The sequence below is a fragment of the Salegentibacter holothuriorum genome (assembly GCF_900168045.1).
Classification (GTDB): Bacteria; Bacteroidota; Bacteroidia; order Flavobacteriales; family Flavobacteriaceae; genus Salegentibacter; species Salegentibacter holothuriorum.
Genome location: NZ_FUYY01000004.1, coordinates 177505 through 192541, shown reverse-complemented (window position 1 = coordinate 192541; position 15037 = coordinate 177505). Strand labels below are relative to the sequence as shown.

Sequence of the window (15037 nt, the reverse complement as noted above, 5' to 3'; positions counted from 1 at the left end):
AGATACATTAATTATTAACCTGTATTTTTTAGTAGGATGAAAAAAATTATACTTTATCACTTTTTGCTTTTTGCAATCCCTGTAATTTCTCAGGTAGGCATTGGCACAACCGAACCCGGGGCACAATTGGATATTGTTGCTACAGACATAAATAACCCGGAGAAAATAGATGGAATTCTTATTCCCAGAATTAAAAAATTCCCTTCCCAGAATCCCGGAAGTGAGCAACACGGAATGCTTATTTTTTTAAGTGCTAATTTCAATAATTCTCCTGTAGGCTTTTATTATTGGCATCAGCCAGAAGGAGAGTGGAAATCTATTGTTTCAGATGCTAAAATGGCTGATTTTTACGAACCCAATACTACTGAAAGCCCCGGAAATATAAATGATAATTTATTCAGAATGGGGAACATAGGTATTGGCACCGAAACCATTGAAAGTAAACTACAAATCTCGATAAACCCCGGTGATGCGCAGGATATTAAAAAAGGTCTGGAAATAGACAACAATAATCCCGAAAAAACCAGGAATACCTATGGATTGGAAATCACCAATCGTAGTAAAACTGACGCCATAAAATATGGCATTAAAAATCATGTTACAGGAGATGGTGATGGGCTTAGGTATGGTATTTACAATACTACCTCACAGGGAACTAGCGGTTCGGGCATTTACGGAATTTATAACTCAGTTGGCCGAACGGAAGGTGCTAACAGCTCTAATTACGGAATTTTCACTGAAATTGGAGAAACTTCAGGTAGAGGCAATATCTACGGAATTTATGCACGTGCCAAAGGCAATTCTAGCTCTAGGGTTTTTGCGGGTTATTTTGAAGGCCGGGTTGGGATAGGGAAAACCCCGGCAGAAGAATATACGTTTCCAGATTCCCGGGGAGAAGAAAACCAGATTTTAGTTTCAGATAATTCAGGCAAACTTAATTGGAAACATAATCATACCAGAAACTATATAAGTACAGGAAATCAAAGCGGAAATTATACTATTGGTCCTGAAGCTTACTATTTGAGAATCACAAACAACCCATCATCTATCACAATTCCAGATGCTTCCAACTTCAAAGGCCGGGAAATAGTTTTAATAGGTACGGGAAGTAGTACTACGCCGTTTAATTTCCTAAATGGAGATACTATAGATGACATTCAGAATAATACCAGTATATCGAGTATCGCCAATGGTGAAATATTAACTATTCTTAGTATAGGAACAAGATGGCTTTTAATTAGTAAATAACTTCGGAGCAAGCCCACGAAGCATTATTCACGGAAAATATAATTTGATTTCGAGGCATCTCGATACTTCGGGACTTAGCATTTAATCTGGACTAACAAATAAAAAGCACCGCTTTCGCAGTGCTTTTTTAGAACTATAAAGTTTAATTGTTTTTAGTGAACAATGATAGCGTCAGCTGTTCCGTCTGGATCTCCATTAACTGTACCATCGGTAGAAGCATTACCTAAAAGTAAAACTCCGGCTGCGTGAGGTGAAGCCATAGAAGTACCACTAATTGAGTTATAACCACCACCTTTCCAGGTAGAATTAATAGCAACTCCTGGAGCAGCATAATCTACCGGTGGATTTCCGTAATTAGAAAAAGAAGCCCAGCTATCGTTTGAATCCATTGCTGAAATGGTAACAATGTTGGCACCGTTTACTCTTGCTGGAGAACTTGTATTAGCATCAGAGCCTTCATTTCCTGCGGCAAGTGCGAAAATAATTCCGTTTTTGGAAGCAGAAAGAACCGCACTGTCCAGAGCATCAGAAGTAGGGCCTCCAAGACTCATATTAGCCACATCACCTGCATTTCCATAAGCAGCTACGTGATCTACACCAGCAATTACCCCAGAATAAGATCCGCTACCGCGGCTATCCAAAACCTTTACAGGGATTACTGTAGCTCCTGGAGCTACTCCAATAACACCTATATCATTATTTAGTGCCGCAATAGTTCCAGCAACATGAGTGCCGTGACCATTACCATCGTCAGTAGACTTACCATCCCTTCCAGAAGTAAATGCATTAAATCCTCTTGAAGCATCAACATTAAGATCTGGATGATCGGTATCAATTCCTGAATCAATTACCCAGGCAACATTAGAACCTGTATAAGAAGCAACTCCATTTACTCGTGTTATACCGTAAGGTATTACCTGACTTGTGGTTCCATCTCCGCCATCTCCGCCTCCTGGATCACCATCACAAGGTCCTCCGTTTGGAGTTCCGCAAGGAGGGGCAAATTGTACTATCCTATCTTCTTCAATGTAAGCAATCTCTTTTTTCTTGCGTAATGATTCTACCTGATCAAGATTTAATTTAAGTGCTACTCCGTTTATAGTTTTACTGTAAACTGCAAGAAGTTCGGTTTCAGGAATATTAGCTTCTGATAAAACTCTCTTAGTAGTATTGACTACAGCTTCCTGGGCTTTGGTATAACTTTCGGGGTACTTGGAAGTAGCATCTCCGGTTACATTTTTATTAAAAACAACTATATATTGACTTTCAATAATATTTGACGAAGAGGGCGCAACCAATTCTTCATCCATTTGTTGATCTGTTTGTTCATCTTGTGAACATGAAAACAGGAAAGTGGCAACTAAGGCAGTTACCGCGAGTGGTTTGAATTTACTAAAAATCATAAACTTAATTATTTGGTTAAAAAAAGGTTAATAGATCAACCAAATCTATCATTTTATCGACAAAAACAAAACTTTCACCCTATATAATTCGTTATTTAACAAAAATAAGACATTATACCTGAGAAAATAGTTAATAAAAAAACGCCATTTAAAATATCAAATGGCGCATTATAAAATCTAAAAACTATAAATAATTAATCTTCTACTTTCTCTCCTTTCCACTCCATAAAACCACCTTCAAGATTATAGGTATTCGTAAAACCCATTTGGTCTAAAATAGTACAGGCCTGGGCACTTCGTTTTCCCGAACGGCAATAGATATAATAATTTTTATCCTTATCTAGTTTCTCAACCTCATTTACAAATTCCTGCCCCTTGTATATATCCAGGTTCTTTGCCGTTGGAATATATCCATCTTCTACTTCTTCTTCAGTTCTTACATCTAAAATCACTCCTTTTTCGTCTTTTTCCAATTGTGATCTCCATTCTTCCTGACTAAGTTCTTTCATAAACTCCTAGTTTTTCTATTCCCAAACAAGGGAATTTGTTAATAGCTTCCTTTTTATTTCTTGTAAAGATATTGAAAGTTTTAAAAAATAGAGGTTTCAGAGGATAGGATTCCTAATTCAAAAATTTAACATTTCATTTTAATCAAAATAATAAAACTCACTTATATTTGTACCTACAAATGTTGTTAAAACAAATGAAACTTGAAGATCAATTAAAAACCAGCAATTTACCCTTAGCTAGAAAACTAAGCCTTGGGATATTAGTAACCGCAAATTACATAGATGATAAAGTTGCTGAAGCACTCAAACCTTTTGATATTTCTATTCCTCAATTTAATGTATTAAGAATTTTACGTGGGCAAAAAGGAAAGCCGGCAAACTTAAGCACTATTCAAGAGCGCATGGTGAGTAAAATGAGTAATACTACCCGACTGGTAGATAAGTTAATCACTAAAGATTTAGTAGAGCGGGTTATTTGTGAAGCTAATAGGCGCAAAGTAGAAATTAGTATTACTAATAAGGGCCTTGAACTTTTAAAAGAAATAGATCCTGAAGTAGATGCCGTGGAAGCAGAAATGACCACAAATCTAACTGAAGAAAATATCGAATATATTACAAATTGTTTAAATGAAATAAGAAAATAGTCATGGAGAATTATAATGAAAAACTAAACTGGCGATATGCCACCAAAAAGTTTAATTCTGAAAAATCTTTAAATCAGGAAGAAGTAGATTATTTACAAAAAAGCATTCAGCTTTCAGCTTCTTCTTATGGATTACAACCATACGAAGTATTTGTGGTTACAGATAAAGAGACAAAAGAAAAATTAAAAGCAGCTGCCTGGAACCAGTCGCAACTCACTGATGCTTCCCATGTATTTATTTTTGCAGGACTTAAAAAACTAAATGAAGCCTATATAGATTCCTATTTAGAGAATATCAGTAAAATCAGAGATGTTCAGGTTCAGGATTTAAGCGGACTAAAAGACATGCTTACCTCAAATATATTAGGTAAACCTGAAGATCAGCAACAAATCTGGGCACAAAAGCAAACTTATATTGCATTAGGAAATTTACTTTCGGCTGCCGCTCATTTAAAGGTTGATACCTGCCCTATGGAAGGTTTTGATGCTGAAAAATTTGATGAAATTCTGGGAATTTCAGGAACAAATTTAACTACGGCTGTGATAGCCACTGCGGGTTATAGAAGTGACGAAGACCAACTTCAGCACGCAAAGAAAGTAAGAAAACAAGACAAAGAATTATTCCATTTAATATAAATCAAATCTAAATTAATTAAAATCAAAAATTGTTATGAAAAAGAATGTATTTAAAGGTGCACTTGCATCTACAGTTATCGTATCTCTTCTATCTTTTACCAATGTAAATGCGCAGGAAAAGAAAATTGATGTAAAAGAAAGTAACATTGAATGGGAAGGAGAAAAAGTAACCGGATCTCACGAAGGGAACATAAATCTAAAAGACGGCTATTTCTCTATGGAAAATGGCGAACTTAAAGGTGGTGAGTTTGTAATGGATATGACTTCTATTACAGTAACCGATCTTGAAGGCGAAAATAAAGGCAAGTTAGAAGGACATTTAAAATCTGATGACTTTTTCGGTGTAAGTAATTATCCCAATGCTAAATTGGTATTTACCAGTGTAGCCAAGAAAGGTAATGGTACTTATGGCGTAGTTGCTGATCTTACCATTAAAGAAAAAACAAATCCTATTACTTTCGATTTAGATATGGATAAAAATTCAGCTTCAACAGAGCTTACCATAGATAGATCTAAATACGATGTTCGTTACGGTTCAGGAAGTTTCTTTGATAACCTGGGAGACAAAACAATCTATGATAATTTTGAACTGGAAGTTGATCTAAAATTCTAAATTGTACCGGGAAGAAAATTGCTATTGAAAAAGAAAAAATAAATTATTATGGAAAAACAAGTAAATTCACAGGCCAGTAATGTAGCCTGGAAAGGAAAGAAGGTTTTAGGCTCTCATTCCGGAACTATAGATCTAAAAGATGGAAAATTCCAATTTGAGAACGATGAAATTGTAGGTGGTAAATTTGTAATGGATATGACCACAATTACAGTAACAGATCTTAAAGGAGACGATAAAGCAGGATTGGAAGGCCACTTAAATTCAGATGACTTCTTTGGTGTAGATAATCATCCAACATCAACTTTGGTAATCACCAGTGTTGCTAAAAAAGATGATGGCACCTATGGGGTGGTTGGCGACCTTACAATTAAAGATAATACCCATCCGGTAACTTTCGATTTAGATTACAGCAATAATACCGCTACTACTAAATTAACAATAGATCGTTCTAAATATAACGTGAAATACAATTCCGGTAGTTTCTTTAGCGGATTGGGAGACCAGACAATTTATGATAATTTCGATTTAAACATTGAGTTGAAATTCTAAGAAATAGACCTCCAAAATTACAGCCGGAAAAGTTAAATTTACTTTTCCGGCTTTTCTTTTTAGAAATTTCGTTTGGTTATTACAATATGCTTTCTATCTTTGAAGCAATGAAAGCCAATAATTGGCAATTATTATATTTTATGAAAACAATTACAACAAATACTTGGTGGTGGATCAATTTACGTCAAACGTCGTGAAGTAACATTGCTATAGTATAAATTCATACAAAAGGCTTGTCTCACGACAAGCCTTTTTTTTATGAAGTTTTTTGTCATTTCCACGAAAGCGGAAATCTCTAAAAGATTAAAATGAACAACGATTATCAATATTACGTTTACATCATTACAAATCGTAAAAATGGAACACTATATATTGGGATTACAGGAAACCTGAAACAAAGATTATATCAACATAGAAATCGAAACCTAAAAAGTTTTAGCAGCAGATACCGACTTAATAAACTAGTATTTTATGAAAAAATCGAATATCCATCGTTGGCGATTAAAAGGGAAAAACAACTTAAAAAATGGAATCGACTTTGGAAAATAAACCTTATAAACGATTTCAACCCCGATTGGGGAGATTTGACTGTAAGATTTAAATAACTCAAACAAAAACATACTAAATAGACTCCCGCCTTCGCGGGAGTAACAGAAATAAATAATTCATGTTTAAACTAAAGACCACCCATAAAAAACTCCTTGCCGATACCATTACACCGGTAAGTGTTTATTTAAAAGTGCGGGATAAATATCCCAACAGTCTCCTACTGGAAAGTAGCGACTACCACGCCAACGATAATAGTTTCTCGTATATATGCTGCAACCCTATCGCTTCCATTAAGGTTCAAAATGAAATGATTACTGAAGTTTTTCCTGACGGAAGTAAAAAAACTACAAAGATCACTCCTGGAGTTAACGTTCCAAATCAAATCCAGGAATTTTCAAAACAGTTTGAAACCGAAGATTCAAATTTTAAATTTATTAATAATGGACTTTTTGGTTATATCGCTTACGATGGAGTTCGATATTTTGAAGATTTAGAGATTAAAAAACGAAACGGCGATCTTAAGCTTCCCGATATTTACTATGCTGTTTATCAAAACATAATTGCAATTAACCATTTCAATAACGAAGCTTATATCTTTGACCATAGCTACGATACCGATTCCAAAATTTCCGAAATCGAGCAACTGATAAAAGTCAAAAATTTCGCAACCTATAATTTTGAACGTCAGCAGGAACCAATTTCTAACCTCACCGATGAAGAATTTAAAGCAAATGTAAGGCTTGGAAAAAAACACTGTTATCGTGGTGACGTTTTTCAAATTGTACTTTCCAGAAGGTTTTCTCAAAAATTTAAAGGAGATGAATTCAATGTTTACCGGGCTTTACGCAGCGTAAACCCTTCACCTTATCTTTTCTATTTTGACTACGGAAACTTTAAAATTTTCGGAAGTTCACCCGAAGCACAACTGGTAGTCCAGGACGGCCAGGCAGAAATTCATCCCATAGCCGGAACATTTAAACGTACCGGAAATGATGAGGAAGATGCCGAATTAGCCAAAAAACTAGCCGCCGATGAAAAAGAAAATGCCGAACACGTAATGTTGGTTGATCTGGCCCGTAACGACTTAAGCCGACATGGAAGTAATGTGAAGGTTGAAAAATATAGAGAAATTCAGTTTTTTTCTCACGTGATTCATTTAGTAAGCAAAGTTACCGGCACCAAAGATCTTAAAACACCTACAATGCAGGTAGTGGCAGATACTTTTCCGGCGGGAACTTTAAGCGGTGCACCAAAGCATAGTGCAATGAAGCTCATAGAAAAATACGAAAATGTAAATCGTGATGCCTACGGCGGCGCAATCGGATTTATGGATTTCCACGGAAATTTTAACCATGCAATTATTATCAGATCTTTTGTAAGTAAAGATCATCAATTGCATTATCAAGCCGGTGCAGGTGTTGTTTCAGAATCTGTAGAAGAAAACGAATTACAGGAAGTTTACAATAAACTAGGGGCACTAACCAAGGCATTGGATATCGCCGAAGATATATAAGGAATAAAAACAATACGTCATCCTGAATTTATTTCAGAGCTTGCTCCGAAATTTATTCGGAGATCTAACATATTAGGATCTGAAACCGAGTTCAGATTGACGCAACTTTTAGTATTAAAAACAGAATTTTACACGACGTAGAATGAAAAAAATATTAGTTATAGATAATTACGATTCTTTTGTGTACAACCTTGTACATTATTTAGAAGAATTAAACTGTGAGGTCACGGTAATAAGAAACGACCAGCTGGAGCTGGAAGATGTGGAGAAATATGATAAGATCTTGCTTTCTCCCGGCCCGGGAGTTCCCAGTGAAGCCGGTTTGTTAAAACCTATCATAGAAAAATACGCTTCTTCTAAAAGCATCCTGGGCGTGTGCCTTGGCCAACAAGCCATAGGTGAAGTTTTTGGAGGGAAATTAGGCAATTTAGAATCGGTTTATCACGGTATTGCCACCACGATGGACCTCTGCGTAGACGACGAACCGCTTTTTAAAGATTTACCTAAAACTATGAAGGTAGGCCGCTACCATTCCTGGGTAGTTTTAAAAGAACTTCCCGATTCTCTTGAAGCCACTTCCTACGATGAAAAAGGACAAATCATGTCGCTGCGCCACCGTGAGTTTGATGTCCGCGGTGTTCAATTCCACCCGGAATCGGTATTGACTCCAGATGGTAAAAAGATGATTCAGAATTGGGTAGAAAGCCCCTCCCCGACCCTCCCCAAAGGAGAGGGAGCTCATACCAACAAATCAAAGTAAACTACTTCGGAGCAAGCTCACGAAGCATTAATATTGAAAAATATAATTTGATTTCGAGGCAATCCTCGGAGCATTCAATCTCGATTATCGAGTAAATATCTGAGGCTAAATCCAAAAGACATTAAACGAAAGTTTATTTCTCTTTCGAAGTATATGTTTAAGGATTTAATAATCGATAATAATGTTATTATAAATCACAAAATCATCTCCAAACTATTCTCCCCCTTCGGGGGAGTTAGAGGGGGCTTAAATTATGAAAGAACTACTAAACAGACTCATTAACCACGAAACCATCTCTAAAGATGAAGCCAAGCAGGCGCTCTTCAGTATTTCCAATGGAGAATATAACGAAAGTCAAATCGCTGCATTTCTCACGGTTTACATGATGCGAAGCATTACTATAGAAGAACTGGAAGGATTTCGGGATGCACTTTTAGAACTTTGTGTAGCCATAGATTTAAGTGCTTACAACCCTATAGATCTTTGTGGAACCGGTGGTGATGGGAAAAATACATTTAATATTTCTACCACGTCGTCTTTTGTTACTGCAGGAGCTGGAGTAAATGTGGCAAAACACGGAAACTACGGAGTTTCTTCGGTAAGCGGTAGTTCAAATGTTATGGAAAGCCTGGGAATTAAATTTAGTAATGATGCCGGTTTCCTCGAAAAATGCATCGCTGAAGCCGGAATTTGTGTGTTACACGCCCCCTTATTCCACCCGGCGATGAAAAACGTGGCACCCATCAGGAAATCTTTAGCGGTAAAAACTTTTTTCAATATGCTTGGGCCAATGGTAAATCCGGCTTTTCCCAAAAATCAATTAGTTGGAGTTTTTAACCTGGAACTGGCCAGAATGTATGGTTACTTATATCAAAACACCGATAAGAATTTTACTATTTTGCATGCTTTAGATGGTTACGATGAAATTTCGCTTACCGGAAACACCAAAACCATTTCCAATAATACCGAAGGCATGCTGAGTCCGGAAGATTTTGGAGTAGAGAGCCTAAAACAGGAAGAAATTGCCGGTGGTGGTTCTATAGAAAGTTCAGCAGAAATTTTTGTGAATATATTAAAAGGAAAAGGAACCCAGGCCCAAAATAACGTGGTTTGCGCTAACGCCGGAATGGCGATCGCCACTGCTAAACAAATTAGTGTCAAAGAAGGTTTTGAAACTGCCCGGGAATCTATAAATTCAGGGAATGCATTAAAAACTCTGGAAAAATTGCAGGAGTTGAGTAAATAAGAAATCTTCGTCATTGCGAAAGAGGAACGACTGAAGCAATCTTTTGAATATAGTTACGACCATTAAAAACAGATTGCCGCAGGCTTCGCCTTCGCAATGACGAGTAAAAAACCGAAAACCCAAAACTGAGAACAGAAAACTGATAACTGATAAAATGAACATTTTAGACAAAATAATAGCCGATAAGCATAAAGAACTGGTCTTAAAGAAACTGGTAGTTCCTGTTTCACAATTGGAACAATCGGCACTTTTTGAGCGCGAAACAGTTTCTCTAGCTGAAAGACTTAAAACCAGCAACACAGGTATTATTGCCGAACATAAAAGGCGTTCTCCATCAAAATCGGTGATTAACCAGGATCTAAATGTTGAAGATGTAGCAAAAGGTTATGAAGAAGCCGGCATTTCGGGAATGTCGGTACTAACAGATGGAAAATATTTTGGTGGTTCTTTAGACGATTTGCTTTATGCAAGGGCAGCCGTAAAAATGCCACTGTTGCGAAAAGAATTTATTATTGACGAATACCAGCTACTGGAAGCCAGGGCTCACGGTGCCGATGTTATTTTACTTATCGCTGCAGTGCTGGAAAGGGAAGAAATTAAAAGACTTTCAGAATTTGCACAAAGCATAGGTCTGGAAGTATTACTGGAAGTGCATAACGAAGAAGAATTGCAAAAATCTATTATGCCTAGCTTAGATATGCTGGGCGTAAATAACCGGAATTTAAAGACTTTTGAAGTCAGCATCGATATCAGCAAGACGCTTTCAGAAAAGATTCCAAATGATTTTGTAAAAGTTTCCGAAAGCGGAATCAGCTCGGTTGATGCAATAAAAGATTTGCAGCAATTTGGTTACAAAGGCTTTTTAATTGGTGAGAATTTTATGAAAACTAATAATCCCGGAAAAGCTGCGGCTGAATTTGTGAGAGAATTGAGCACGTCACCCTGAATTCATTATAGAGCCTGCGCAGATTTTATCGGAGGTCTAAGTTACACCCGGTCGAAACATGCTAGAAGCTGAAACAAGTTCAGCTTGACGTAAATGACCTCAGAGCAAGCTTAAGAGGCATTTATATAAAATAATATTTTTAATTTTGAGGCAAGCCTCGAAGTATTAAATCTCGATTATCGAGTAAAATGAAAAACTTAAAACTCAAAATATGTGGGATGAAGCATCCCGAAAACATCAGTGAAGTTGCGAAACTTCAGCCTGATTATATGGGGTTTATTTTTTACGAAAAAACTCCCAGATATTTTGATGCTGAAATTCCAGAAATTCCTTCAGCAATCAAAAAAACCGGTGTTTTTGTTGATGAAGAAATCAATATTATCCTTGAGAGAATTAAAGAATACGACTTAAATGCCATTCAGCTACATGGAGAAGAAAGCGCGGCTTTTTGCGCTGAATTAAAAACCCTTTTGATCGAGACTGAGTTGGAAATTATAAAGGTATTTTCTGTAAAAGACGATTTCGATTTTAGCCTGTTAGAAGCCTACGAGCCAGTAGTAGATTTTTTCCTTTTTGACACTAAAGGGAAAAATAAAGGCGGGAACGGAATTACTTTCAATTGGGAGCTTTTAAAAGTTTATCCTTCAGAAAAACCTTTTTTCCTAAGTGGCGGAATTGGAGCGGAAGAAGTTGAAGCTATTCAAGAACTTAAAGCCTACTTTGAGAAAAATGGAAAAGGGAATTTGCTATATGCCGTAGATGTAAATAGTAAATTTGAAGAAGAAGCGGGATTTAAAAATATGGAAAAACTAAAAGAGTTTAGAAAACATTTTGACCTATAAATACGTCTTTGCGATCCCGATGTGAATCGTGAGAAGCAATCTTTTGTTTGAAATTCCAAAAATTGCCACGGGCGATGCCCTCGCTAGAAAGATTAAAATTTGATCGTCAACCTGAACTTGGTTCAGGATCTAGGTTCAGGAGATTGCAAACATTATAAAAAATAGTGCACTTGTGGTGCTAAATAAAATAAATTAAAATGAGTTATCAGGCTAACGAAAAAGGATATTACGGTGATTTTGGAGGAGCTTTTATTCCAGAAATGCTCTATCCAAATGTAGAGGAATTGCGTTCGCAATACCTTGATATTATGAAAGAAGAATCTTTCCAGAAAGAATTTAAAGATTTGTTGCGTGATTATGTAGGACGCCCCACACCACTATATTATGCTGAAAGATTCAGTAAAAAATACGGGACAAAAATTTACCTAAAACGAGAAGATCTATGCCATACCGGCGCTCACAAGGTGAATAACACGGTAGGGCAAATTCTAATGGCAAAACGCCTTGGTAAAGACCGCATAATCGCTGAGACCGGCGCAGGCCAGCACGGTGTAGCCACCGCTACGGTTTGTGCACTTATGGGCATAGAGTGTATTGTTTATATGGGTGAGGTTGATATTGAGCGGCAGGCACCAAACGTAGCTAGAATGAAAATGCTGGGAGCCAAAATTGTTCCGGCAAAATCGGGAAGCCGAACCTTAAAAGATGCCACTAACGAAGCGATTCGGGATTGGATTAACAATCCAATAGACACACATTATATTATTGGTTCTGTGGTTGGGCCGCATCCCTATCCCGACATGGTAGCAAGGTTTCAGGCGGTGATTTCTGAAGAAATTAAAGTGCAGTTGAAGGAAAAAGAAAATCGAGAAAATCCCGATTATGTAGTCGCCTGTGTAGGTGGCGGAAGTAATGCAGCCGGAATTTATTTTCATTATTTAGATAATCCGGAGGTTGGGATTATTGCTGTTGAAGCAGCAGGAAAAGGCATACAAAGCGGTGAAAGTGCCGCAACCTCAGCTTTGGGAAAAGAAGGTATTATTCACGGCAGTAAAACGCTGCTGATGCAAACTGAGGACGGACAAATTACTGAGCCTTATTCTATTTCTGCAGGACTCGATTACCCCGGGGTAGGACCAATGCACGCCAATTTATTTAGAAGTGGTCGTGGCGAATTTATTTCAATTACCGATAAAGCGGCTATGGATGCCGGCCAGGAACTGGCAAAACTGGAAGGTATTATTCCCGCTATTGAAACTTCTCATGCCCTGGCAATTTTTGAAGATCGAAAGTTTAAAGAAGATGATGTTGTAGTGATCAATCTTTCCGGTCGTGGCGACAAGGATTTGAGTACATATATTGATTATTTCGATCTTTAGCATAAGACCTCACAGGTTTTGGAAACCTGTGAGGTCTGTCAACCAAAAAAGTATTTCGAGAGCTGCCCAGAAAATATTAGTGTATTCGTGACGAAAAAATTGAAAACAACTTAGATTCTGAAATGAATTCAGAATGACGATTTTTAAGATTATAGAAAATGAACAGAATAAATAAAAAACTTCAGGAAGAGCAAAAGATGCTTTCTATCTATTTTACGGCTGGTTATCCGGAACCCGAAGATACAGTTTCCATTATTCAGGATTTAGAAAAGAACGGGGTCGATTTCATAGAAATCGGTTTGCCTTTTAGTGATCCCCTGGCCGATGGCCCAACAATTCAGGAGAGTTCTACCAAAGCGCTAAAAAGTGGAATGACCACAAATAAACTCTTCGAACAGCTTAAAGGAATTAGAGATTCTGTGGAAATCCCATTAGTTATTATGGGATATTTTAATCCAATTCTTCAATATGGGGTAGAAAAATTCTGTAAAAAATGCGCTGAAACGGGAATTGACGGACTTATAATACCAGATCTTCCGGTAGATGTTTATAATGAAGAATATAAATCGATTTTCGAGGAAAACGGGCTTCAGAATATTTTTCTAATCACCCCGCAAACTTCCGAAGAGCGTATTCGATTTATAGATTCAGTTTCTAACGGATTTATTTATATGGTAAGTACCGCGAGTGTTACCGGTTCTACCTCAGGCTTCAGTGAAGAAACCAGGGATTATTTCAAAAGAATTTCAGCCATGAAACTTGAAAATCCGCAAATTGTAGGTTTTGGAATTAGCGACGAAGAGACCTTTAATCAGGCTACTGAATTTGCAAAAGGCGCCATTATTGGATCGGCGTTTATTAAGCACCTTAATGCAAATGGAAAAGATAATATAGCTGACTTTGTAAAAAACATCAGGCCGGTTTAACCTAATTCTAACATGCTCTTGGGAGCTTTTTAGGTTCTCATTTCTTATCTTAGTGATTGAACCGAAAAATGTTACAGTTATGGGAGGACCAATTGAAGATAATAAAAGAAAAAGAGACAAAGATCAGACGAATCCAACCAATCCAACCGGGAAAACTGATAAACAGACCAACAAGGTTGATATTGACGAGAAAACCATAAAAGACCAACAAAACAAAAAGTAATTAATGGGACGTGGAGATAAGAAAACGAAACGAGGAAAAATTGCAATAGGCACTCATGGGAAATTACGCCCTAAACGAAAAAAGTTTAAGGTAAAACCAACCACGATGGCCGAACAGGAAAAGAAAGAATTACAGTAGTTGTAAGTTGACTACGTCTGGAAACCCTGGATTTGAAAGTTTATGCTTTTAGATTCAGGGTTTTTGTTTTTTCTAAACTTATTGTATCTACCAAATATATAAGTTCGTCACCCTGAATTCATTTCGGGGCCTAAGTTCATGTTAGATGCTGAAACGAGTTCAGCATGACGAGAGCAATTAAAGTGAAAATTTTAGAACCATCATGAAGCTTCCGTAAACCAAGACGTTAAAGTCTTAAAATTCAAAACCACTCCCTATACTGCATTACCCTAAAATCTATCGTATTGAAATCTTTATCTTTTTGTTTAAGTTGTTTATAGAGTTCCATACTGCCAATAGCACGATTAGCCGAACCGGATGGTGCGGTTAGAGAAACCGTTTTTATAAGCCTGCCATCCAGAACAAACTGGTGAATTCTAGGCACCTCATTAGAGATAACTTTTAATTTTATATCACTTTCAATTTCCTTTAAATGTCTTCTAAAAAAATACTCAGGGCCATTTTTGGAATTTCCGCCGGTAAAGAGCAGGGTTTCTATATTCGGGTTTTCTTCTAAAATCCCTACCATATCCCTAAGTTCTACTTCCTGCATCCCAAGATCGGAAGCATCTACCTTTTCCCTCTTACTGCTTTCTACCATATCGCAGATACCAATTCCTCTTTTTTCAAGAAAATCTTTGCGTTGCTTTATAGCAGCTTCCGTAGTTTCAAATTTAAGATCCAATTCAAAAATATTATCGAGCACGATCCATAAAAGTCCGTCGCGACTGCCGTAACAAAAATTAACGTCTCCTTCCTTAAATTCCCCTTTGGTAAACCTTGGTGGCGGTAATGTTCCTACAATTAGTTTTGTAGCATTTTCCGGAATAAAAGGTTTAAATGGATGCGTGTGGTGAAACATGTCGCTTCGTGTT

18 protein-coding genes are annotated in these 15037 nt (G+C 37.0%); 15 read left to right on the top strand and 3 right to left on the bottom strand.

Going from position 1 to position 15037, the window contains the following annotated elements:
- The first annotated feature begins 36 nt into the window (after window positions 1-36).
- Window positions 37-1248: a hypothetical protein gene (locus tag B5X51_RS11390; protein WP_079721308.1), complete on the top strand. Its 1212-nt coding sequence runs from the start codon at window positions 37-39 to the stop codon at window positions 1246-1248.
- Window positions 1249-1400: 152 nt separating this feature from the next.
- Here the strand turns inward: B5X51_RS11390 and B5X51_RS11385 are convergent, their stop codons facing one another.
- Both B5X51_RS11385 and B5X51_RS11380 read right to left on the bottom strand, forming a co-directional pair.
- A complete protein-coding gene (locus B5X51_RS11385; protein ID WP_079721307.1) occupies window positions 1401-2651 on the bottom strand; it encodes a S8 family peptidase in 1251 nt (416 codons plus the stop codon).
- A gap of 194 nt (window positions 2652-2845) precedes the next feature.
- Window positions 2846-3160 carry a rhodanese-like domain-containing protein gene (locus B5X51_RS11380; protein WP_079721306.1) on the bottom strand — a complete coding sequence of 105 codons (315 nt, stop codon included), beginning with the start codon at window positions 3158-3160 and terminating at the stop codon, window positions 2846-2848.
- A 194-nt stretch (window positions 3161-3354) separates the two neighbouring features.
- Here B5X51_RS11380 and B5X51_RS11375 point away from each other — a divergent pair, with 194 nt between their 5' ends.
- From B5X51_RS11375 to B5X51_RS11315, 14 genes are all read left to right on the top strand, one after another.
- The gene (locus B5X51_RS11375; RefSeq protein ID WP_079721305.1) at window positions 3355-3804 is read left to right on the top strand and encodes a MarR family winged helix-turn-helix transcriptional regulator; all 450 of its coding nucleotides are present in this window, start codon (window positions 3355-3357) and stop codon (window positions 3802-3804) included.
- Window positions 3805-3806: 2 nt separating this feature from the next.
- Window positions 3807-4439 carry an NAD(P)H-dependent oxidoreductase gene (locus tag B5X51_RS11370; protein WP_079721304.1) on the top strand — a complete coding sequence of 211 codons (633 nt, stop codon included), beginning with the start codon at window positions 3807-3809 and terminating at the stop codon, window positions 4437-4439.
- Window positions 4440-4473: 34 nt separating this feature from the next.
- On the top strand, window positions 4474-5052 hold the full coding sequence (locus B5X51_RS11365; RefSeq protein WP_079721303.1) for a YceI family protein: 579 nt from the start codon (window positions 4474-4476) through the stop codon (window positions 5050-5052).
- A 48-nt stretch (window positions 5053-5100) separates the two neighbouring features.
- Entirely contained in the window at window positions 5101-5601 is a 501-nt protein-coding gene (locus B5X51_RS11360) for a YceI family protein (RefSeq protein WP_079721302.1), read from the top strand.
- A gap of 308 nt (window positions 5602-5909) precedes the next feature.
- Window positions 5910-6206, top strand: a complete 297-nt coding sequence (locus B5X51_RS11355; RefSeq protein WP_079721301.1) for a GIY-YIG nuclease family protein — start codon at window positions 5910-5912, stop codon at window positions 6204-6206.
- A gap of 62 nt (window positions 6207-6268) precedes the next feature.
- Complete coding sequence (locus tag B5X51_RS11350; RefSeq protein WP_079721300.1) at window positions 6269-7663, top strand: anthranilate synthase component I family protein; 1395 nt, start codon at window positions 6269-6271, stop codon at window positions 7661-7663.
- 142 nt (window positions 7664-7805) lie between these two features.
- Window positions 7806-8423, top strand: coding sequence for an anthranilate synthase component II (locus B5X51_RS11345; protein ID WP_079721299.1), 618 nt, complete (start codon window positions 7806-7808; stop codon window positions 8421-8423).
- Between the two features lie 253 nt (window positions 8424-8676).
- Window positions 8677-9669 carry an anthranilate phosphoribosyltransferase gene (trpD, locus tag B5X51_RS11340; protein ID WP_079721298.1) on the top strand — a complete coding sequence of 331 codons (993 nt, stop codon included), beginning with the start codon at window positions 8677-8679 and terminating at the stop codon, window positions 9667-9669.
- A gap of 154 nt (window positions 9670-9823) precedes the next feature.
- Window positions 9824-10615 (top strand): indole-3-glycerol phosphate synthase TrpC, encoded by a 792-nt coding sequence (gene trpC, locus B5X51_RS11335; protein ID WP_079721297.1) that lies wholly within the window; start codon window positions 9824-9826, stop codon window positions 10613-10615.
- Between the two features lie 218 nt (window positions 10616-10833).
- Window positions 10834-11457: a phosphoribosylanthranilate isomerase gene (locus B5X51_RS11330; RefSeq protein ID WP_079721296.1), complete on the top strand. Its 624-nt coding sequence runs from the start codon at window positions 10834-10836 to the stop codon at window positions 11455-11457.
- A gap of 197 nt (window positions 11458-11654) precedes the next feature.
- A complete protein-coding gene (gene trpB, locus B5X51_RS11325) occupies window positions 11655-12836 on the top strand; it encodes a tryptophan synthase subunit beta (RefSeq protein ID WP_079721295.1) in 1182 nt (393 codons plus the stop codon).
- Window positions 12837-12994: 158 nt separating this feature from the next.
- Window positions 12995-13762 carry a tryptophan synthase subunit alpha gene (gene trpA / locus B5X51_RS11320; protein WP_079721294.1) on the top strand — a complete coding sequence of 256 codons (768 nt, stop codon included), beginning with the start codon at window positions 12995-12997 and terminating at the stop codon, window positions 13760-13762.
- 79 nt (window positions 13763-13841) lie between these two features.
- Window positions 13842-13985: a hypothetical protein gene (locus B5X51_RS15935; RefSeq protein WP_176132755.1), complete on the top strand. Its 144-nt coding sequence runs from the start codon at window positions 13842-13844 to the stop codon at window positions 13983-13985.
- Window positions 13986-13988: 3 nt separating this feature from the next.
- Window positions 13989-14123 (top strand): 30S ribosomal protein THX, encoded by a 135-nt coding sequence (locus B5X51_RS11315; protein ID WP_070054019.1) that lies wholly within the window; start codon window positions 13989-13991, stop codon window positions 14121-14123.
- 241 nt (window positions 14124-14364) lie between these two features.
- On the opposite strand, the gene B5X51_RS11310 is transcribed toward B5X51_RS11315, so the two are convergent.
- Complete coding sequence (locus tag B5X51_RS11310; protein WP_079721293.1) at window positions 14365-15024, bottom strand: uracil-DNA glycosylase family protein; 660 nt, start codon at window positions 15022-15024, stop codon at window positions 14365-14367.
- Window positions 15025-15037: the final 13 nt, after the last annotated feature.